At 35.8% G+C, this 19,180-nt stretch carries 23 protein-coding genes; 11 read left to right on the top strand and 12 right to left on the bottom strand.

Annotation, left to right across the window (positions count from 1 at the left end; genetic code table 11):
- The first annotated feature begins 767 nt into the window (after nucleotides 1-767).
- The gene (locus J2743_RS10800; protein WP_209627084.1) at nucleotides 768-2,120 is read left to right on the top strand and encodes a DASS family sodium-coupled anion symporter; all 1,353 of its coding nucleotides are present in this window, start codon (nucleotides 768-770) and stop codon (nucleotides 2,118-2,120) included.
- A gap of 90 nt (nucleotides 2,121-2,210) precedes the next feature.
- Complete coding sequence (locus J2743_RS10795) at nucleotides 2,211-2,657, top strand: universal stress protein (protein ID WP_209627082.1); 447 nt, start codon at nucleotides 2,211-2,213, stop codon at nucleotides 2,655-2,657.
- A gap of 21 nt (nucleotides 2,658-2,678) precedes the next feature.
- On the opposite strand, the gene J2743_RS12105 is transcribed toward J2743_RS10795, so the two are convergent.
- Together J2743_RS12105 and J2743_RS10790 are read right to left on the bottom strand one after the other, a co-directional pair.
- Nucleotides 2,679-2,903 (bottom strand): PAS domain-containing protein, encoded by a 225-nt coding sequence (locus J2743_RS12105; protein ID WP_245248281.1) that lies wholly within the window; start codon nucleotides 2,901-2,903, stop codon nucleotides 2,679-2,681.
- 56 nt (nucleotides 2,904-2,959) lie between these two features.
- Nucleotides 2,960-4,081, bottom strand: coding sequence for a PAS domain-containing protein (locus J2743_RS10790; RefSeq protein ID WP_245248280.1), 1,122 nt, complete (start codon nucleotides 4,079-4,081; stop codon nucleotides 2,960-2,962).
- A gap of 434 nt (nucleotides 4,082-4,515) precedes the next feature.
- Between J2743_RS10790 and J2743_RS12100 the strand changes: the two genes are divergently transcribed.
- Nucleotides 4,516-4,821, top strand: coding sequence for a flavodoxin family protein (locus J2743_RS12100; RefSeq protein WP_245248279.1), 306 nt, complete (start codon nucleotides 4,516-4,518; stop codon nucleotides 4,819-4,821).
- A 43-nt stretch (nucleotides 4,822-4,864) separates the two neighbouring features.
- Nucleotides 4,865-5,071 carry a hypothetical protein gene (locus tag J2743_RS12095; RefSeq protein WP_245248277.1) on the top strand — a complete coding sequence of 69 codons (207 nt, stop codon included), beginning with the start codon at nucleotides 4,865-4,867 and terminating at the stop codon, nucleotides 5,069-5,071.
- Nucleotides 5,072-5,084: 13 nt separating this feature from the next.
- On the opposite strand, the gene J2743_RS12260 is transcribed toward J2743_RS12095, so the two are convergent.
- From J2743_RS12260 to J2743_RS10765, 4 genes are all read right to left on the bottom strand, one after another.
- Nucleotides 5,085-5,753, bottom strand: a complete 669-nt coding sequence (locus tag J2743_RS12260; protein WP_209627080.1) for a methyltransferase family protein — start codon at nucleotides 5,751-5,753, stop codon at nucleotides 5,085-5,087.
- Nucleotides 5,754-5,840: 87 nt separating this feature from the next.
- Nucleotides 5,841-6,107 (bottom strand): hypothetical protein, encoded by a 267-nt coding sequence (locus J2743_RS10775; protein WP_209627078.1) that lies wholly within the window; start codon nucleotides 6,105-6,107, stop codon nucleotides 5,841-5,843.
- 153 nt (nucleotides 6,108-6,260) lie between these two features.
- Nucleotides 6,261-7,328, bottom strand: a complete 1,068-nt coding sequence (locus J2743_RS10770) for a CapA family protein (RefSeq protein ID WP_209627076.1) — start codon at nucleotides 7,326-7,328, stop codon at nucleotides 6,261-6,263.
- Nucleotides 7,329-7,537: 209 nt separating this feature from the next.
- Nucleotides 7,538-7,906, bottom strand: a complete 369-nt coding sequence (locus J2743_RS10765; protein WP_245248275.1) for a hypothetical protein — start codon at nucleotides 7,904-7,906, stop codon at nucleotides 7,538-7,540.
- A 268-nt stretch (nucleotides 7,907-8,174) separates the two neighbouring features.
- On the opposite strand from J2743_RS10765, the gene J2743_RS10760 reads away from it, so the two are divergent.
- Nucleotides 8,175-8,735 (top strand): TetR/AcrR family transcriptional regulator, encoded by a 561-nt coding sequence (locus J2743_RS10760; protein WP_209627074.1) that lies wholly within the window; start codon nucleotides 8,175-8,177, stop codon nucleotides 8,733-8,735.
- A 51-nt stretch (nucleotides 8,736-8,786) separates the two neighbouring features.
- A complete protein-coding gene (locus J2743_RS10755) occupies nucleotides 8,787-10,025 on the top strand; it encodes an aldo/keto reductase (protein ID WP_209627072.1) in 1,239 nt (412 codons plus the stop codon).
- A gap of 39 nt (nucleotides 10,026-10,064) precedes the next feature.
- Here the strand turns inward: J2743_RS10755 and J2743_RS10750 are convergent, their stop codons facing one another.
- Nucleotides 10,065-10,316, bottom strand: a complete 252-nt coding sequence (locus J2743_RS10750; RefSeq protein WP_209627070.1) for a zinc-ribbon domain-containing protein — start codon at nucleotides 10,314-10,316, stop codon at nucleotides 10,065-10,067.
- 319 nt (nucleotides 10,317-10,635) lie between these two features.
- Complete coding sequence (locus J2743_RS10745) at nucleotides 10,636-10,812, bottom strand: carboxymuconolactone decarboxylase family protein (RefSeq protein ID WP_209627068.1); 177 nt, start codon at nucleotides 10,810-10,812, stop codon at nucleotides 10,636-10,638.
- A gap of 403 nt (nucleotides 10,813-11,215) precedes the next feature.
- Here J2743_RS10745 and J2743_RS10740 point away from each other — a divergent pair, with 403 nt between their 5' ends.
- Both J2743_RS10740 and J2743_RS10735 read left to right on the top strand, forming a co-directional pair.
- The gene (locus J2743_RS10740; RefSeq protein WP_209627066.1) at nucleotides 11,216-11,833 is read left to right on the top strand and encodes a hypothetical protein; all 618 of its coding nucleotides are present in this window, start codon (nucleotides 11,216-11,218) and stop codon (nucleotides 11,831-11,833) included.
- 223 nt (nucleotides 11,834-12,056) lie between these two features.
- The gene (locus J2743_RS10735) at nucleotides 12,057-12,728 is read left to right on the top strand and encodes a peroxiredoxin (protein WP_245248274.1); all 672 of its coding nucleotides are present in this window, start codon (nucleotides 12,057-12,059) and stop codon (nucleotides 12,726-12,728) included.
- 101 nt (nucleotides 12,729-12,829) lie between these two features.
- On the opposite strand, the gene J2743_RS12255 is transcribed toward J2743_RS10735, so the two are convergent.
- Nucleotides 12,830-13,852: a CPBP family intramembrane glutamic endopeptidase gene (locus J2743_RS12255; RefSeq protein WP_209627064.1), complete on the bottom strand. Its 1,023-nt coding sequence runs from the start codon at nucleotides 13,850-13,852 to the stop codon at nucleotides 12,830-12,832.
- Between the two features lie 125 nt (nucleotides 13,853-13,977).
- Nucleotides 13,978-14,757, bottom strand: a complete 780-nt coding sequence (locus tag J2743_RS10725; RefSeq protein WP_209627062.1) for a carotenoid biosynthesis protein — start codon at nucleotides 14,755-14,757, stop codon at nucleotides 13,978-13,980.
- A 317-nt stretch (nucleotides 14,758-15,074) separates the two neighbouring features.
- Between J2743_RS10725 and J2743_RS10720 the strand changes: the two genes are divergently transcribed.
- Nucleotides 15,075-16,109: an NAD(P)/FAD-dependent oxidoreductase gene (locus J2743_RS10720; protein ID WP_209627060.1), complete on the top strand. Its 1,035-nt coding sequence runs from the start codon at nucleotides 15,075-15,077 to the stop codon at nucleotides 16,107-16,109.
- Nucleotides 16,110-16,260: 151 nt separating this feature from the next.
- Nucleotides 16,261-16,707 (top strand): SRPBCC family protein, encoded by a 447-nt coding sequence (locus J2743_RS10715; protein WP_209627058.1) that lies wholly within the window; start codon nucleotides 16,261-16,263, stop codon nucleotides 16,705-16,707.
- A 38-nt stretch (nucleotides 16,708-16,745) separates the two neighbouring features.
- Here J2743_RS10715 and J2743_RS10710 read toward each other — a convergent pair whose 3' ends face one another.
- Entirely contained in the window at nucleotides 16,746-17,291 is a 546-nt protein-coding gene (locus J2743_RS10710) for a flavodoxin family protein (protein WP_209627056.1), read from the bottom strand.
- Nucleotides 17,292-17,362: 71 nt separating this feature from the next.
- Nucleotides 17,363-18,436, bottom strand: a complete 1,074-nt coding sequence (locus J2743_RS10705; RefSeq protein ID WP_209627054.1) for a CPBP family intramembrane glutamic endopeptidase — start codon at nucleotides 18,434-18,436, stop codon at nucleotides 17,363-17,365.
- Nucleotides 18,437-18,826: 390 nt separating this feature from the next.
- Between J2743_RS10705 and J2743_RS10700 the strand changes: the two genes are divergently transcribed.
- The coding region (locus tag J2743_RS10700; protein ID WP_425342816.1) for a hypothetical protein at nucleotides 18,827-19,180 on the top strand (354 nt) is incomplete at its 3' end.

The following is a 19,180-nucleotide window of genomic DNA, read 5'->3' as shown; positions in this document are numbered from 1 at the left end:
AAGTGGGAATGAATAAATCAATTTATTATTAATTTAAAAATTTTAAAAAAAATAAAAAGATTTTTTTGGTTTTAAATTGAGTTTGGGGTGATTTCCGGCGAGAATTTGGTGTGATCTGGGTGTAAATTTGGAAAAACCATTTATCTTATCATGGAGTTATGTATAGCCAACCAAGTAGAGGGAGGTGAAGTTCAAGATATGAGAATCTTCTGTGCTATGTTGATGTTCACGACCTTAGTGACTGCTTGGATCTGATCAACACCAAAAAACCACGTAGATCAGCTAGATCAGGTTTTAAACAGCACCCCGCCTCCAACATGGCACAGAATTAATTATGTTTCATTATTTTTTTAGTTTGGTGATTGATTCCTCATAGCTTTAACCACCACTATGAACACCATGGCAAATAGATGGTGCTAATTTAGTTTGACCAGGCATGTGAACCCCATCCAAAAATCTCGTAAAGACCAATTACTGCCATTACTAACGATAAAATCGTGTTTAATAAATTAAAATTCGTTTTTTCTCCTGTTTATTAATAGTTTCTGATTATTGATATTATAACTTACTCCCATTAGTTTTAGATCATGGACTATCCTTTTTTAAAGTATTTTATCCATATTGATACAATGTATCCTAAAACAACCACATATCATAAAATATAAATGATTAATCATTATGAAATATATTTATATTATACTAAATTCTTAGGTTAGCTGTAAAATTCAGGAGGCTTAAAAACGAACTTAAATTTAAAAGTTTTAGGAATGCCATTGGCTATAATCGCTTTTATAGTTGTAATGTTAATTCCTATGAAAGGTTTAAGCTATCCTGGCCACGCAGCAATTGCTTTACTCGTATTCGCCGTGATAATGTGGGCAACTGAAACAGTTCACCTGGCAGTTACTTCTTTAATAATACTTTTCATACAGCCCATTATTGGTGTTGAGAGTTTTAACAATGCTGTAATTGGTTTTGCAAATCCTATCATCTTTTTAATGATCGGTGGATTTATTATGGCTGAGGCCATCCGTAAAAGCGGATTGGCAACACGCATGACTTATGCCATGCTCAACAAGTTTGGTACCAGCCCAGATAGAAGTATCTTTGTGGCGGTGTTTTCTACAGGAATTTTATCCGCCTGGATTGAAAACGTGGTGGCATTTGCAATGTTACTTCCCATTATCAAAGAAATCATCCCACTTATGGGTATAAATGACCCTGAAAAGGGTAAAAGTAACTTTGCAAAGGCCATGGTGCTTGGTGCATCTTACGGTTCTCTGGCCGGAGGATTTGGTACTGAAATCGGTACTGCCCCCAACTTGATGGCAGCAGCATACACCCATATTCCCTTTGCCAATTGGATGGTTTTCGGATTTCCGCTTGCAATAGCTATGATGCTTATTATCTGGAAATTACTCGGCAGAGTATTCAAACCAGAAGTAAGTGGAATAGTAGGTGGGACCAACACCATATCCAGCAAATTGGATTCATTAGGACCAATGACAAAAACAGAGAAAAAATCACTGGTTATTCTCTTATTTACAATTGGACTATGGGTCACAACTAACTGGACCGGGCTTAACAGTTATTCTATTGCCTTAATCGGCGCCGTGCTCTTTTTCATATTCAAAATTGTTGATTGGAAAGATGCACAGAACGGTGTTGACTGGGGATTAATAATCTTTTTCGGAGGAGCATTAAGCCTTGGAGCCGCATTACTCAATACCGGAGCGGCAAAATGGCTAATCAGCGATATCGTGGCCATGATGGGAAGTAATCCATCAACGATCCTTATCACCATTGTCCTGATGATAATTGCAGTTGTCATTACTCAGGTAATGTCCAATATTGCTCTTTCAGCAATACTCATACCATTATCAGTTACTCTAGCATCAGCACAAGGACACTCCGTAGGAACATATGCCGTGCCTGTGGCAATCGCCTGTTCACTATCATTCATGTTACCCATGGCAGACCCAACTGTGGCCATGGCCTATGGAACAGGATATGTGAAAATTAAGGAAATATTAAAGGCAGGAGTTCCATTAGTCGTTATTGGAATTGTGTTAACCATTATAATTATAATGAGCCCACTTGCAAAACCAGCGCTGGGATAAAAAAATGAAAAGTAGAATTCAATTCTACTAATTTATTTTTTTTAAAAAAAAATGAAAAACAAAACCAATAACAAAAGGGAGGGTTAATAAATGGTTTACAAAATATTATTACCTACAGACGGTTCAGAATCATCTGAACGTGCAGGAGAATACGCTATTTCAGAAGCCAGCTTAAGTGGATCAGATATAATTGTTTTAAATGTAATTGACATGGACTATTTAAACTCATTGCCACAGCAAGATTTACGTGAAAAACTGGATGAAGAATTACGCGAAGAAGGTAAACAGGCTGTTAAAAAATTTGAAAAAAAGATTGAAGACGAACAATGTTCTGGTAACTGTAAAAACATAAATCTGATAACCATGATCAAAAAAGGCAAACCAGAAGGTGTTATTCTTCAAACAGCAGAAGAAGAAAATGTAGACCAGATAATTATGGGAAAATCAGGCAAACACGGACTGGAAAGGTTCCTGCTGGGAAGTACCACTGAAAGAGTGGTTAGAAAGGCTAAAGTCCCGGTAAACGTCATTTCATAAACATCCATTTATCCTTTTTAATCATTCCCCACCTGCCTTAATTCTCTTTATAAATTTTTTACGTTGAGTTATATCCCGCCAGTAAATTGAAATTCCATTTTCAGATGGATAAACACTGAAATCAAACCAACTATCAGTTTTACCAAGTCCCTGGGATTCGAAGTTCTGTATAGCATTATCCTCCATTGCTTTGCGAAACGTAGTTTCATATATGGTTCCAACGAGTTCCGGAAATCTCTGCCACAAATTTTGCCCAAGAAGATCATCAACATCAACACCTGCATATTCTGCAGCACAATGATTTAATAAACAATTTCCCAGAAATTATTTAAAGCAACAAATCCATCTTTAATACTGTTTAAAATCCCTGTTATTTGACTTATAGTTCTGTCAAGTCCTTCTTCCGCCTGTTTACGTTCAGTATCATCAAATACGTAACCTTTAACATGGGTGAGTTTGTCCCCGTCATTGAAAATACCTACGAGGTTGGCCACAACATGGATCCTCAGGGTATCAGACCTTCTCTGCCAGCTTTGAAAACCCTGAATCTTGCCCTCACTTTTGAGCCTGGTTACCATATATGGCCAGTCAAAAGGATTTGATTCTGATATATTCCACTTAAGCGCATTTTCAATAGTATTAAATCCATATATGACTGCAAAAGAAGGGTTACACTCTGTTATTTTACCATCAGGTTTTGCAATAAAATCCCCAGTTAAATCTTCATCAAATAAACGCCTATATTTCTTTTCACTTTCTTTTAAAGCATTTTCCGCTTCTTTCCGTTCGGTGTCATCAAAGATGTAACTTTCAATTTGATCTAAGTGTCCTGATTCATTGAAAATGGCAACAACATTACAAACAATGTGGATTTGTTTCCCGTCAGGGCTTTTATGTATGGTTTGATGCCCCTTGATTTTATACTCAATTTCCAGTCGTTTAACTAAATTTTCCCAGTCTTCTGAGTTGAACTGAGACATGTTGGATTTTGAAGCTTCTTCAATGTTTTGAAAACCATACAATTCAGCAAATGCAGGGTTACATTCTAAAATCTTGCCTTCAGGGGTTGCAATGAAATCTCCCGTAAGATCATCCTCAAAAAAGTGACGATATTTCCTTTCACTTTGAAGCAGTTTTTCAGATTTTCCATCCTGGGGAATATGCTGGATCTGTACCAGAAATCCAGAACTTATAACTGAAACTTTTCCTTCAAAAGAGGCAGTTTTAAGATGTTTGGAAACATCAGAGTTACCATTTATCTTTTTTATGTTAAGTTGGGTTTTAAATTTAAAAGATTTCTCTTTAAGTAATTTTTCCCTTTGGAAAGGAATAATGAAATTTTTAAATATGTTGATCTCTGGAAAATGATCTTCGGATTCAGGTATCCCCAATATGTTTAATGCATATTTATTAGCACCAACCATAGTGCCTTCTTCATCACAAATAAGAAAAGCTACAATTGATTCGTCAAAAACTTCTCTGAGAGTATTATTATCAATTTTAACCTTTATTCCTCCCTAAAAATGTTTTATGTTCCACTTTTTTGGCTAAATTGTAAAATTCCACCTACCAGACACCTATCAAAATGTATTTCATTAACTGTATTAGTGTTCCTGGTTATCGTATAGGTACTTGGTCACTTAAAGGTTACAAAATCTACATAAATGACTCCGTATATAATATTTGGGTAGAAGTTAGATGAGATAAATTTCATACTGATCTACGAGATCATTCAGTTCATTTTTCCTTACAAAAAATATATGAATATTATAGAGATGGTTTTATAAACAAGAATGGAGTTTATCTTTTTAAATTTAGATATTCTCAAAATCAGTTGCTTTCAAAGGAAGTTTAAAAAATGAAGGTAGTAGGATTTACAGGAAGCCCAAGAAAGAATAGTAACACCGAAATTCTGGTTAAAGAGGCGCTTAAAGGTGCAGGTGCTGCTGGAGCAGACACTGCAATCTTCAACCTTAACCAGATGTCCATAAAACCATGCCAGGCCTGCATGCACTGCAAGAGCCATGAAGGGGAATGTGACATCAGGGATGATATGCAGATCATCTATAACGAGATTCAAGATGCTGATGCATTTATACTGGGTAGTCCAGTTTACATGTGGCAGATGACAGCCCAGGCGAAACTCTTCACTGACCGACTGTAGCTAATTTTAAAACTGGGTTCCAGGAAAGATATGGGAAAAAAAGATGGTATTGATTTTTTCACAGGGAAACCCTGATGAAACCATGTTTCAAGAATATTTCAACTACACTCAGACCATGTTTAACTTCCTGGGTTATGATGTCATCAATGTGCTTTCCTCACAGGGAAATGCAGTTCCTGGAGAAGTAAAAAACAAGAAAAATGTAATGAAACAGGCCAGAAAAATTGGTCAAGACCTTGTAAAAGGTTAAACAGGCCGAATAATTATTTGAAGACTGTTGGGATTAGCATGGGGGTTTTATCCATATAATCCGTGTATTGTTGGCCGAATTTGAAGATTAATTCCTTTTCTTCTTTTTTTATTCGGAAGACCAGACCCAATATAAATAAAATAAAAAAAACTAAGCCCAATAGATCCCATGATATGACGGCAACTCCCAGAAATAAGATTAAAATAGATAGATAAAAAGGATGGCGAACCTTTGAATAAATTCCCCAGGTTATAAGTTCCTGATGATCAGTTGTTTTTGAAAGAGGAACCCAATTTTTACCTAATTCCATCCGTACCATGATATTGAACCCCATACCAATAAACATCAGCACAAAACCGGCAGTCAATGATATTATTCCATACATATCATTGTATAACACCATCACCACACCGAAGATAAGTACTGCCTGTGGAACAGCAAGGAATAATGATGTATAGTCTCTACTTTTTATTATGCCTATCCAACCCATGATCTCAGCACCAGACTTACGAGAAACCAGTAACGAGATGAAACTGTATACTAAAAAAAGTGCCAGGAAGATATAGAGTATGGTCTGATCACGTTCCATAACCAGATAGGTACTTAAAAATACCATTGCAAAGAGTAGGAAGATAAATATATCTTTTCCAGTTTTTAACTCTGTTTTAACTATTTTAATCACCTATTATCCGATATAAAAAATTGCATCACCATTAAAGGTGATTTTGCACTGTTTCTTATTATCTGTAAAACAGTCCAGTTAATTGCATTATTCCTCTTCTAGAAGTTCTATGAATTTATCCATGTCCCTGACATTGAATACAAACTTATGGCGTGAATTTTGGTCCTTGGGTCTCATGGACATTAAACAGCTCACTGCCGATTTCTGCTGGTAATCTTCAAAAATTGATTCAAACCAGTCTGCATCCTCGAAATTTTCGAAGGTTATTTCCATAACGCTTGAATGTTTCTCGACTGTGCACTCCCTATCCTTAAGGGCTTCCTTCAAGTTTTCGATTTTGGTGTTGGATTTCATGGTATCATTTATGAGTTGTGTTTTACAAAACACGGATCATATGTTATTTCAAACTATGATCTGCTCTTAAACCTAATAATGTGCTCTTTAAACTATGATATACTCTTAATTTATTATCAATATCATATCACCTAAAATTTTGTAATCTGGAATTTATAATACCCCCATATTTATAACCCCCTTACCATTTTCAATTTTAATGTCTGCATTAGATTCTTCCCTTAAAGACTCCAGGAAAGTTTCAGCACTTTGAGTATCCATAAAACGTGGGCAGGAATTGGTAATGCGGAAAGGATAAATGATCGCACTTAAGTTTCCATTTAAATCCTGAAGCTGAACAATCATTGATTCTTTGGGTGATGGGTTGCTCTGGTCAAAAACAAAGTTCCCTAAGCTGTAGAAGATTAATCCCCCCTTGTAAATTTCTACTTCCTGAATTACATGAGGATGGCTTCCCACAACTATATCAGCACCCGCATCAATGCATTTTCTTGATATGTTCTTCTGATACTGGTTTGGGGTTGTTGAATATTCATTCCCATAGTGAAAAACCACAATGACAATATCTGCCTGTTTTCTGGCCTGATCTAAATTTTCTTTTATCACATTCCAGTCTGCAGGTGCAAATCCAGAACTGTTATCTGTGGCTGGGGGTAACTCTGCTTTTGCGAATTCCTGGAAAGTGGTTGTATCGAAAAAGTTTAATATGGCAATTGTACGGTTGTCAACGACAAAATAGGCAGGTTTAGATGCTTTTTGGAGGTTTTCACCGGCACCAACCGCGGTGATGTTGTACTTTTTAAGGGTATTTAAGGTATCATTTAGCCCTGATTCATTGTAATCCATTATATGATTATTGGCAAGACACACAACATCGATGTTATCCTTTTTAAGTATTTTGGCATATTGGGGGTTGGCTTTGACAGGGACAGTTGTTTTTATGTTGTCATTCGATGTGGTTAGTGGATTTTCAAGATTTATGACCACTAGATCTGATGTCCTAAAAAGTGGTGTGAAATCTCCAAAAACATCCACACCACTATCAATAAGGGGTCCAACTGCAAAATCAAACATTACATCTCCAGTTAAAAAAATCGTTATATTTGAAGCCTGTGGTTTTGAATCTTCAGATTCACTATGCTCCTGGATGGTGTAATATGAAAAAAGGGACAATATGATTATTAAAGATAAAATAACCCCTAAATAAACTTTTTTAACCATATTCTAACCTAAGTTTAATTATTGTATCATATGAGTTGTTGTTTTAATGTCTTTCATATAATAAACTTTAGAATACTCAATATCATAATCGTTCTACTGATAAATATAATTCATTGATTCTCAGAATGTCAAAAAATGAAAAAACCAATGCCCATGGATGAATAACCCTTTTTGTAGAAAAAATTAATCTGGAATAGTTTCCCATCATTTTAGGGGGATTTAATGATAGGTTCATTCTGTTTTTTTAGCCCGATCCCTTTTAACTGAAGCCTGTTGGATTTTTTTCTTACTAAACTTATCAAATCTTCCGTCTTTTTAAGATCAGTTTCTACTCCTGCCACCGAAGGTTTTTGATACTCAAGTGTTCCTTTAGGAGAAAAATCATCTTCAGAGACTAAAATTCCAAATGAACGGCCAATTTCTGGTTCTATAACTTCTTCCAGATGATTTTCGAGTCTTTCTTTAACATCTATATTGAGGGTTGAGTGCAAGACTTGTTCTGTTATTTCTGGACCAAAACCTATAACAATTATTTCTTTTGGATCAAAGGCATTGACCACAGTGTAAAGGTGTCCCAATGGAGATTTTGCTTCTACAGTAGAATCTGATGCATTTCCGAATCAAGTGGCGTGATACCATGCCTGACGGAAGTCTTCGTATGTTTTACCCTCTTTTAACCTTTTTTTATAATAGAAATCATCATCATAGAAAATCACCCCTAAATGAATTATTTGTCCAGATTTATAAAAGAAATTTTACTTTTTACAGTTTGGTAAGAAGATTTAGAGAAAGTATAAATACTCGACCGACTAATCAGTCTACATCACTATTTTGGATGTAAATAAATTGAGGGAAAAAGAACAAAAAATACTGGATACCTCCCTTAAACTGTTTGTTGAAAGGGGATTTCATGGAACATCCACTGCAGAAATTGCTAAAACTGCTGGAGTAGCCACCGGTACGCTTTTCCACTATTTCAAGACTAAAGAGGAACTTATCGATCGTCTCTACATTTACACCAAAGAAAACATCTTAAACGAAGTTCAAGATGATTATGATGATACAAAACCATTTAAAGAAAATGTTAAATCGTTGTGGCTGAAATTTGTGTGTTTAGGCATTGAAAATCCCTATAAATTCAATTTCATAATGACATTCCACTGTTCCCCCTATATAACATCTTTCACCAAGGGACGAATTGAAGAGAAATTTGTGGAACTTCTTGAAGTCTATAAAAAAGGATTTAAAGAGAACAAAATTAAGGAAATTTACGATGAACTATTAATGGATTGTTTCTGGGGAAATATACTCAATACTATCATGCATTTTGAGAAATATCCTGAAAAAATGAATCAAAAAAACATAAACCTTACTTTTGAACTTTTCTGGGACGGACTATCCAAATAAGTATAATTTTTTAGAATATTCAACTGACGGGTCAATCTAAGAGGTGTGATGATGCAGTACAGGAAAAATGAAAAAAACGGTGATAAGATCTCAGCCCTGGGATATGGCGCCATGAGACTACCCACCAAAAACGGCATGATCAATAAAGAAAAGGCTAAAAATCAGATTTATTATGCAATAGATCATGGTGTGAACATAATTGACACTGCATTCCCCTACCACGGCGGAGCCAGTGAATCATTCTTAGGTGAGATCCTCAAGAACGGATACCGGGAAAAAGTAAAACTAATGACCAAAATGCCTTCCTGGTCTGTTAAAAAATATGAAGACATGGAACGATTCCTAGAAATACAGCTTGAAAAACTACAAACAGACTGTATTGATTACTACCTTATCCACAACATGAGCACGGTAAGTTTTGGAAAACTTAAAAAACTGGGAGTTCTTAAATTTTTAGAAGATGCCCGGGCAAAGGGGAAAATAAACAACATTGGCTTTTCATCTCATGCCAATTTAGAAGCTTTTAAAGAAATTGTAGATGCATACCAGTGGGATGTTTGTTTAATTCAATACAATTATATGGATGAAAAAAATCAGGCAGGCACAAAAGGATTAAAATACGCCCACTTAAAAGGAATAAGTGTATTTATTATGGAACCTTTAAAAGGAGGACTTCTGGCGGGTAAAGTTCCGGATAAAGCACTTCAAATATGGGGAGAGTCTGACACTGGAAGTAGTCCTGCTAACTGGGCACTTCGATGGGTGTTAAACCATCCGGAGGTTACCTGTGTTTTTTCTGGAATGAATGATGAGGACCAGATTAAAGAAAATTTGAAGGTTGCAGATGAAGTTTTACCCAATTCATTGACTGAAGATGAGTTAAAACTTTATGAACGGGTTAAAGAAGTCTATGAAGATCTTATGAAGGTGGATTGTACTGGGTGTGGTTACTGCATGCCCTGTCCCCGTGGAGTGGACATACCCCTCTGCTTTAACCTCTACAACCAAAAGTACATGTTCGAAAAAAGTCAGTTTTTTGATTACCTTGCCATATTGGGAGGAGTTTTTTCCGGTCAGGAAGCCTATGCCGGACTTTGCACTAATTGTGGGAGGTGTGTAAAGGCCTGTCCTCAGAACCTGGAAATACCTGAACTTTTAGGTGATGTTTCCCATGAACTGGAGGGAAGAGGCTTTAAATACAAGATAAAAATTTTTGGATCGGTAGTTATGCCTGTTTTAAATGCATTTATCTCATTAAGCAATCGATTTTCCAGGAAAAACCGTGGATAACATTCTATCTCATTTTTTTCTTTGAATTTAAATTCATTTTTATCCAAAGAAATTGTTGAATATCGGTGCCATAGAAGAGTATGCAAAGATCATTTGTACTATTAGTATTACAATAATGAACACTGCAATTATTAGAACAATATTTAACAGAGTAGCATCACTTTTTTCCTTTATTAGTTCTTTTTTGGTATAAATTTGATCATCCGACAAGTCACGAAGTTTTTCCCCACATTTATAGCAGTACCCGGATCCTTCAGGATTTTCAGCCCCACATCTTGTACAAAAAACCATTTTAAAAACCCTTAGTCACTAAATATTTCTTATTGCTCTTATAAAACTAAAATAACCCTAAAAGATTCCAAAACAATTAAAATCCTGAAAATAAAAAGAAATTTTTTATTAAAATTTCCCCTCTCCATTTTAAATCCCTGTTTTTTATATAAATCATTGGCATATAAGTAATTAATCACTTATACTGTATTAAAAAAATAGGTTAAAGGTAATAAAGAAGGTAATAAAGATAAATTTAACATGCAAAAAAAATCGAAGAATTAAAAAAGCATAATTTAACCTTTCCATGAAAATCAAGGGTATTCAAAGCAAATCTGGATTAAAAATCAGCAGAACCTCTTCCATTCCCTATAACAACATTAATGGTTTCGTGTATTTCTTCATCTGATGTTCCGGCAATATCTGTCTGTTGAACATGCCATTCAATACATGGCTCGCATTTAGTTACAATCGATATGCCCTGGTCATCATTTCCTGTGTTTACGTGGCAAACCACATCACTAAATGCCCTTTTTTCAAGTTCCAAAAAAGAATGGTTAAATAGTTTTCTAACAACCCGAAATTAAGATTTTTTCTATCATGAACACTCTGCATGATTTGTCTTCAACAAATTCAACCATTACATGTCCCTCCATTTTCCAATAAGCCCATTATATAAATTGAAAATATTATTTAAGCCAATATTTAAATTATTTAAGTAACCTTAATCATCTAGGGGCGATAGATTACTCCTTAACAGAAAAATTAACATACGTGAAATAAAAAAAAATGAACTTGACTAAAATCCATATATCAACCCACAATCCTAAAATTTTACCCAAAAAGAACCATGACAGAGAAGATCTTTCCAAAAGATTACTAACAATTAAAGGACATATTAATGTTCAGGAGATGTTCACTTGAAATTCTTTCTAGATCCAGAAAAACCTTTAACTACCTGCCAGGAAACATCCTGTGATAAATGTAACGTGTGTCAGGAATTAAGCTGCCACTTTAACCTACATCAACTAATACAATTTCTTTTAAATGTTTCTCTGGTTATATTGCTGGCTGGGATTGGTATCTATTACTACAATCCCTTACTTCTAATTCCATGGATAGTGATGTTTTTATTGTACTTTGGATTGGTTGAAATAAGGGTTATGTGTTCCCATTGCCCTCATTACGCTGAAACTGAAAGTCGCACCTTGAAATGCTGGGCCAATTATGGTTCACCCAAACTATGGAAGTACCGTCCCGGACCCATGTCACTTGCTGAAAAAATCATTTTTATTCTGGGTCTGTTAGTTATATGGGGTTATCCCATCATTTTAATGATATTATCCATGAATTACATGTTTATAGTCCTTTATTTAGTTTTCAGCCTACTGGCTTTTAATATAATGCGCAAATACATGTGCAGCCAATGCATTAACTTTGCATGTCCTGCCAATAAAGTAGATGATTCTATTAGAGAAAAGTTTTTCAAACATAACCCTGAAGTAGGGGATGCCTGGAAAAAAGAAAGGAATGGTTAAGGAAATTGAAATCATGAATGAATCGAGAATAATCATCATGTCAAGAGTAAATAGGTTGATTGAAAATTAATTCCATGAATTTGATTGTTATTTTTAAAATTATAACTTTTAGAATTATTTTTTTGTAATATTAATCCTAACTATCCTCGTTTACCGATAATACTCTCTACTGGATAAAATCAAATAGTTGGTGTTACTATAAATAAGGGTGGAGGTAATATATATGGAAAATGAAAAAGGAAAGGGTAGTATGCCCCTTTTAGGAGATGACTTCCCAGAAATGACGGTAGAAACAACCCATGGTGTGATGGAACTTCCAAAAGCTTTTTCTGGAAAGTGGTTTGTTCTTTTCAGCCATCCAGCTGATTTCACCCCGGTTTGTACCACAGAATTCTATGCATTCCAAACACGATACGACCAGTTCCGGGAGCTGGACTGTGAACTTATTGGTATGAGTGTGGATCAGGTCTTTGCCCATATCAAATGGGAGGAATGGATAAACGAAAACCTGGATATTGAAATCCAATTCCCTATAATTGCCGATACCGGAGCAGTTGCCAATAAATTAGGCCTTATCCACCCAGGTAAAGGAACTAACACAGTAAGAGCTGTTTTTGTGGTGGATGACCAAGCCAAAATACGGATAATCCTTTACTATCCTCAAGAATTAGGAAGAAACATGGATGAAATTCTAAGAGTTGTAGAAGCCATGCAAACTGCTGATAAAAACAATGTGGCCATGCCTGCTAACTGGCCCAACAACGAACTGGTGCAGGATCATGTAATTGTCCCCCCACCTAAAGATGTTAAAACCGCTAAAGCACGGCTTGAACAATCAAAATCAGGTGAATTTGCGTGTTATGACTGGTGGCTTTGCCATAAAAAATTGGAATGAAAAATTCAAGAACAATTAACATTCAAATTTTTTCTTTTTTTGCTATTTTTTAAAGTGAAGGAGCCTTTAGTGGACAAAAAGTTAAAAAAAATTTATGTGATCTAATAGTTATACACTGCTTCGGATTTTTCTGGTAGTTTTTGCCACATTTTATCCCCTACAATAACCAGGATGGCTGCGATATTGATAAAAGCAATGAAAGCCAAACCCCATATTCCACTTATATTTGAGGGAATAATAAGTAAAGTACCTGTGGTGTTGATAGAAGTATGGAAAATCGTAGTTAAAAGTAAACTGCCTCTGGAATGATTGTAGATCCAGGTGAAAAGGAAGGTTATGCCAATATTCCAGGTGCATCTACTGTAAAATCCTTCTATCCCTCCAGGGTAAATTCCATTTATGTGGAGTGGTAAATGCCAGAAAGTCCATATCAGAGCCAATATGAGTGTTCCCACCAGTGGTGAGTACAAGTATTGTAACCTGGGCAGTGCAAAGCCCCTCCATCCGATTTCTTCCCTTAAAGGTCCGCGAACCAGACCAATGAATCCGCAGGAGATAATGAACCAAAAAAGAGCATCCAGAGATAACTGAGGCCATATCTCATTAAAGGAGATTCCAGTAACCATAGAACCAATTAGGAGGGAGATGAAGTTTATGGCAGGATAAAGGAGTAATGCAATTACATACCATTTTAAATCAACTTTCCAAATGTATAATTTACTTAAAAGTTCTCTTATTCCTTTGTGACCAGCTAAACCTCCACTTATTATATATGCAGCTATGGCTGCATTGATAAGTATTAAAATAAAGATGGGAATTGAAATTGAATTCAAAGCTATATGGAGATAGGAAACAATCAAAAAAACAACTAGGACTAATGCTATTAAAAAAGATATCCATCTTTTAAGATTTTGAGTTTCCAGTTTTTGAGGCTTTATGACACCTGAAATTATTATAGCAGCAAATGCCGGGCCAGAACCACCAATAGCCATTAATAACAGGTTAAACATAGAATCAGTTAGGGAAAAGATGAAAGGTAAAAAGAAGAAACTCCAGGTGATTAAGAAAGTTAGTATGAAATAAGATTTTAACTGGTTATTTTTTATCATCTCTGAAATTGACACTTTACTCACTCCTTCTATGAACAACCATATTTTGCCACTTTAATATGAGTTATTATTTCCTATGCAAATTTATAATTATTGGACTGGATTCAAAGGCCAGTATAAAATGGAACTTAACCTCCAAATTAACTGTTCTTAAAATCAGGATTATTCCAGATGTTAATCAGGGCAAGTATTGCCACAAATATCATGGTAAACACTGTTATTAAGGCCATGGAAATGGTGATGTCATTGTACTGGTAAAAAACTGATAATATGGTCCCCAGAGCTGTAATCCCATAAACAGCTGCTGTTTCACTCCAGTAAAGTTTGTTAAAAAGTTTACTGGCTATTTCTTCTTTGATAGAGTCATATTTTGAAAGATACAAGGCGAATATCTGGAAGAATATGTATACCACCAGGAACCATCCGAAGAAGTTGGAGGTGGGGACTCCGAAATAGGCCCCCGGATAAGTCCATACCCAGAGACCCTGTAGAGTTGAAGAAATAGGATCCACAGTCAGATCCCACATCACCATGAGAAATGCAGCTATGAAAGGCACTAAAAATATCTGTTTTCCTTCAAGTTTTCTGGTGTATTGGCCGGTTAATACATGGGCTAACATCCAGGCCAAGTATCCCATGGCAAAATAGGCGAATATAATTATAATTGGAACTGTTAACAATCCTAAGCTGGGTGAATAATTATAAAAACCAAAAGGAAAGCCTGTGACTATACTCAAGTTTTCAAAAGAAAAACTCACTGCCCATGTGATAAGGAAAAAGATTAATATATTCTTTTTACCGTAGCGTTCACTTCCATGGAGAACTGCCAGGATAAATAAGAGAGCTGTGACTAAAAAACTGTCTATGGCCAGCAGATTTTTGTTTTTATAAGTGAAAATAAGAAGAAGATTAACAATCAAAAAAAACCCACTATGAGAGACCATCTTAATTTATTAAATTTCCCCATGTCTGTTTGAACACTTTTCTCATTCATTATAATCCCCCCTAAATAATAATTATTTTTATTTTTTTGAATAAACTCAGCATAGTATAGAATAATTAGAGATTCATCCTCACATCTTCTATTTTATCATTTAATTAACCAAAAGAAGTATATAAAGAAGTTCTTTCATGGTTTTTTATGAAATCGTAATATAGGAAACTGAACTGAAATGTAATCCCAAAAAATAGTTAGATTAAAAGACCGCTAATAATAATTTATAGGAGGAAATCCAAATTGTATGATGTTATAGTGATAGGGGCCGGACCAGCCGGTTGCATGGCTGCAAAAAGGATAAGTGAAAATGGTTACAGTGTTTTATTGGCGGAAAAGATGGAATTACCCCGGGAAAAGTCCTGTTCCGGTATCCTCATAGAAAAATCTGTGCAGATGGTGGAAGAAGAATTTGGAAAAATACCAGACACTGCTTTCTCACATCCCCAGATCAATCAAGGGATCATAATTACCAACGAAAAAGGAAAACCATTCAAATTCAAAAATGAAGGTTATAACATTTGGAGAACTTCATTCGACCACTGGATGAGCTTGAAAGCCGAAAGTGCTGGTGTAAAGCTCAGACCGTTGACTGCAGCCGTGAAGTGTGAAGAAAAAGAGGACCATGTACTAGTAGAGTTCATGGAGATGAAAGACAAGAAGAGTAAAATTTACCCGGAAAAGGCTAGGATGGTTATAGCCTGTGACGGGACCACCAGCAAGACCCGGAGAAATCTAAGGAATGTTCCTGCCAATTACATCACCACCTACCAGACCTTCTCTAAAGGCACCATTGACCTTGATAGTAGGTTTTTCCATGCTTTTCTGGATCCTGCTCTTTCTGAGTATGATGCCTGGATTAATGTGAAAGATGATTTTCTCATCATAGGAGTGGGAGTAAAAGACACCTCCCTTATTAAAACCTATTATTCCAGATTTGTTTCCTTCCTCAAATCACATTTCAATGCACAAATAGGGGCCTGTGAAAAGGAAGAGATTGGTATGATGCCTGAGATCCAGGCAGGTTTTCAGGTGGATCTGGGTAAGGGTCGGGTGCTCTTGGCTGGTGATGCTGCCGGGCTTCTGAACCCTATGGGTGAGGGAATATCCAGTGCCCTGGCAAGTGGTTATGCTGCGGCTGAGGCCATTAAAAACCGTGAAAATCCAGATGATATTTTACATAACTACCAAGATAACCTGAAACCAACGATAAAATACATGATAAGACAGTGGATGTTTTTAGGAACGATTTCACCTAAGTTTAACCATTATAAATGATTAAATGTTTTATCTCAGTTTAACAGAGTTTTTCATTGGTTTAATCAGTTTTTCATAAGGAATGATATGATTGATAAAAGTCCATTTCACCTTTAAATACATAATTTTTTAGTATTCTGAAGTTCAAATTATTACATTGGGGTGATGAAAAATGGTCAGTGTCAATGAAGAAGCACCTGTGCTGGCTCGGGCTAAAATTGAAATTGACGCAGAACCAGATACTGTGTGGGCTATTATGGCTGATATTGAAGCCTGGCCCCGGTGGAATCCTGATGTGAAGGATGTCTCACTTCAAGGTGAGTTAAAACCCGGGACACAGTTTCAGTGGAAAGCTGGACCTGGGACAATAACTTCTCTCTTGCAGAATGTCGAGCCACCTCATCTTTTAGCCTGGACTGGTAAGATCATGGGCATCAATGCCATTCATGTCTGGAAAATTGATGTTGTGGATTTTAAAACTATAGTGGAGACTGAGGAATCATGGGAGGGCTTGGTGAGTAGTGCCATGCTCGATAGGCTGCAGGAAATGCTGGAGTCATCTCTCAACTCTGGTCTGAAATATCTTAAAGCTGAATCTGAACGGATATCTTCTTTCTAAAAGTTTTCAAACGCAATATTCCCTTTTTATGCATTTACTTAGTCTAAAAGCTGTGATACAAAATCAGAACACTGTTTTTGGTCTGCAGAAAATGCAAATGGCGAATTTCCATATTTAATTAGAACTTTAACTGGTATGGACTTATTTTCAAGTATTTCTGCCATAACTATCTCAGCATCCTGCGTATTACCCGCAGATAGGGCGTAAACTCCGGCCATGATATTACCTGAATTTTCTAAACTGTTTAGATATGATGTTATGGGTTCTGTAGGTTTAGCACCGTAGGTTGGGCTTCCCACAATTAAAAAGTCATATCCTGATAGATCAGAGAGGTTGTCTGATTTTACACTGGTTAATTTAACTTCATAACCCTTCGCTTTTAAATTTTCAGCCATGTAAGTGGCTGCAGTTCTGGTTCCACCGGATAAACCAGGATCATAGACAACCAATGCTTTCCCGGTGATGTTACCATCGGGTTTGAGTATTTCAGAAGTAGAACTTCCAGAATAGCTCATTAACCACACCACCACACAAATCAGGATTACAATACCTAAAATAATTCCAATTATGACCCATATGCTCAAGGTTATTCCCCCAACGAAAGAATTTTTTTAATTAATTAGTAGTTCTCCATTAAATTCTTTTATATTCCCTTTCATGTTTTAAGCACTTTTACACTCTTCCAGACCTTCTGATCCAGGAGTATGAGTAAGATGGCAAATATTCCCAGGATTACAAATGAATATAGGCCAGATCCGAAGGCGAATATTGATCCAGACTGGGAAAGGTAGACTATGGCTGCTACTTCCGTGGTGTCTGTGATTAAATGCAGGGCAACTGCGATCCAGACACTCCGTGTAACCAGAACTGCGTAACCATAGATCACTGCCAGGATTATGGCAATGAATATCATGTTCAAGTTACCGAGGAGGGGTTGTCCTGGCCAGTTCATCCCCATAACGATGTTACCAGCATGCCAGATCCCCCATATCACTCCTAAAATCACGACACCAACGTAAGGCCCAAATAGTGGGAATAACCGGTCCTGCAGGTAGTACCTCCATCCGAACTCTTCCCCAAAATATTGAGGCCAGATAATAAAGAAACTCAGGCCCAATAATGTAAGGTATAATACGAAGAAATTTCCTGGATCATAACCCATCAGGGGTTCTCCAAAACCAAAAATATAGTTTAAATAGAAAAGAGTAATAACGATAATGGCAAAGAGTGCTGTGAAACCTATGAAAAACTTTTTATTCATTCCAAACCATAATTTAGACAGTTCAAGACCTTCTCTCCACTTTTTCTTAAGGTTCATTATGATTATGCTTATAAAACCGAAAACTGCGATGAGAGCAGATAATAATGGTATTTCTTTGATAACTGGTAAATTAATAAGAGGTTGGGGTATGATTGGCTTGTAAAAACTTTCAATCAAAAAAACTATGACGTATAATACGAATATTCCCATGAAAAATTTTGTTTCACGGGTTAGGGCCTGATCTCGAAATATGGCCATGCATATAATGGCTGCTGAGGCAGGTATCAGCATGTGCACCAAGGTGGTGTATGTGGGGACGTTATTCCATGTGCCATAATTGAAATAAAACCATAAAAAATGGATAAACGTCAATGTGGTCAATATAACTAGGAAAAAAATTAGTTCTTTTTTTAATTTCGATCGTTTCAATTTTGAAGTATTATCACTTTCACTGGCAAAATTTTTCAACGGCCTTCCCCTCCTTTCTATTATATGGGAAGGTACGAAATATATTCTTTGCCTTTTAAGGTGCAGTTTAGGTGAATAATTTATTTAGTTGGATTTGGATCACTTATGGCTTTTTTTGACGCCACTCCCCTTTTTTTAGTCAAATTTAAACCAGATTTAAACTAACGCATGAAACTTTATATGAGCACAATTTTGTCATAAGTCACTATTATTGACAAAAAAGGTAAATAAATGTTTAAAATTAGAATCCAAAGATTTATAGAACGTTTCAATCATATTAATAATAGATATTTCATGATAATTTCTACCAATTGCATTGGTAGACTATGAAGTTTAAATCTTCAAATTTCACAGGACACTTGATGGTTAAATTGAAGAGGGAAATAATAAATGAGTACTGCAGAATTAGAATTAATGCGCCAAGAGGCTAAGAAGGAGGATAGGGAAGAAATAGAAAAAATCAGAAAAAAGTATAAAGAAAGACAGAATCAACAACAAAAAAACCACACATCCCATCAGGAAAAACAAGAACTCATACAACAAGCACAAAAACAAGAACAACAAGAAAAAGAACAACTCAAACAAAAATACAAACAAAGACAACAACAAAACCAACAAACAACACAAAACACCAACAACACCCAACAACAACTCATACAACAAGCACAAAAACAAGAACAACAAGAAAAAGAACAACTCAAACAAAAATACAAACAAAGACAACAACAAAACCAACAAACAACA

The organism is Methanobacterium petrolearium (assembly GCF_017873625.1).
Classification (GTDB): domain Archaea; phylum Methanobacteriota; class Methanobacteria; order Methanobacteriales; family Methanobacteriaceae; genus Methanobacterium; species Methanobacterium petrolearium.
Note: the sequence above shows the minus strand (reverse complement) of the source record. Positions and strands in the feature narration are given on the sequence as shown.

Excerpts from the sequence above, each read along its gene's own strand:
- J2743_RS10735 (WP_245248274.1), top strand. The coding sequence starts at position 12,057 with ATGGAAAATGAAAAAGGAAAGGGTAGTATGCCCCTTTTAGGAGATGAC.
- J2743_RS12100 (WP_245248279.1), top strand. The coding sequence starts at position 4,516 with ATGAAGGTAGTAGGATTTACAGGAAGCCCAAGAAAGAATAGTAACACC.
- J2743_RS10715 (WP_209627058.1), top strand. The coding sequence starts at position 16,261 with ATGGTCAGTGTCAATGAAGAAGCACCTGTGCTGGCTCGGGCTAAAATT.
- J2743_RS10800 (WP_209627084.1), top strand. The coding sequence starts at position 768 with ATGCCATTGGCTATAATCGCTTTTATAGTTGTAATGTTAATTCCTATG.
- J2743_RS10790 (WP_245248280.1), bottom strand. The coding sequence starts at position 4,081 with ATGGTTGGTGCTAATAAATATGCATTAAACATATTGGGGATACCTGAA.
- J2743_RS10795 (WP_209627082.1), top strand. The coding sequence starts at position 2,211 with ATGGTTTACAAAATATTATTACCTACAGACGGTTCAGAATCATCTGAA.
- J2743_RS10770 (WP_209627076.1), bottom strand. The coding sequence starts at position 7,328 with ATGGTTAAAAAAGTTTATTTAGGGGTTATTTTATCTTTAATAATCATA.
- J2743_RS12095 (WP_245248277.1), top strand. The coding sequence starts at position 4,865 with ATGGTATTGATTTTTTCACAGGGAAACCCTGATGAAACCATGTTTCAA.
- J2743_RS10775 (WP_209627078.1), bottom strand. The coding sequence starts at position 6,107 with ATGAAATCCAACACCAAAATCGAAAACTTGAAGGAAGCCCTTAAGGAT.
- J2743_RS10750 (WP_209627070.1), bottom strand. The coding sequence starts at position 10,316 with ATGGTTTTTTGTACAAGATGTGGGGCTGAAAATCCTGAAGGATCCGGG.
- J2743_RS10755 (WP_209627072.1), top strand. The coding sequence starts at position 8,787 with ATGCAGTACAGGAAAAATGAAAAAAACGGTGATAAGATCTCAGCCCTG.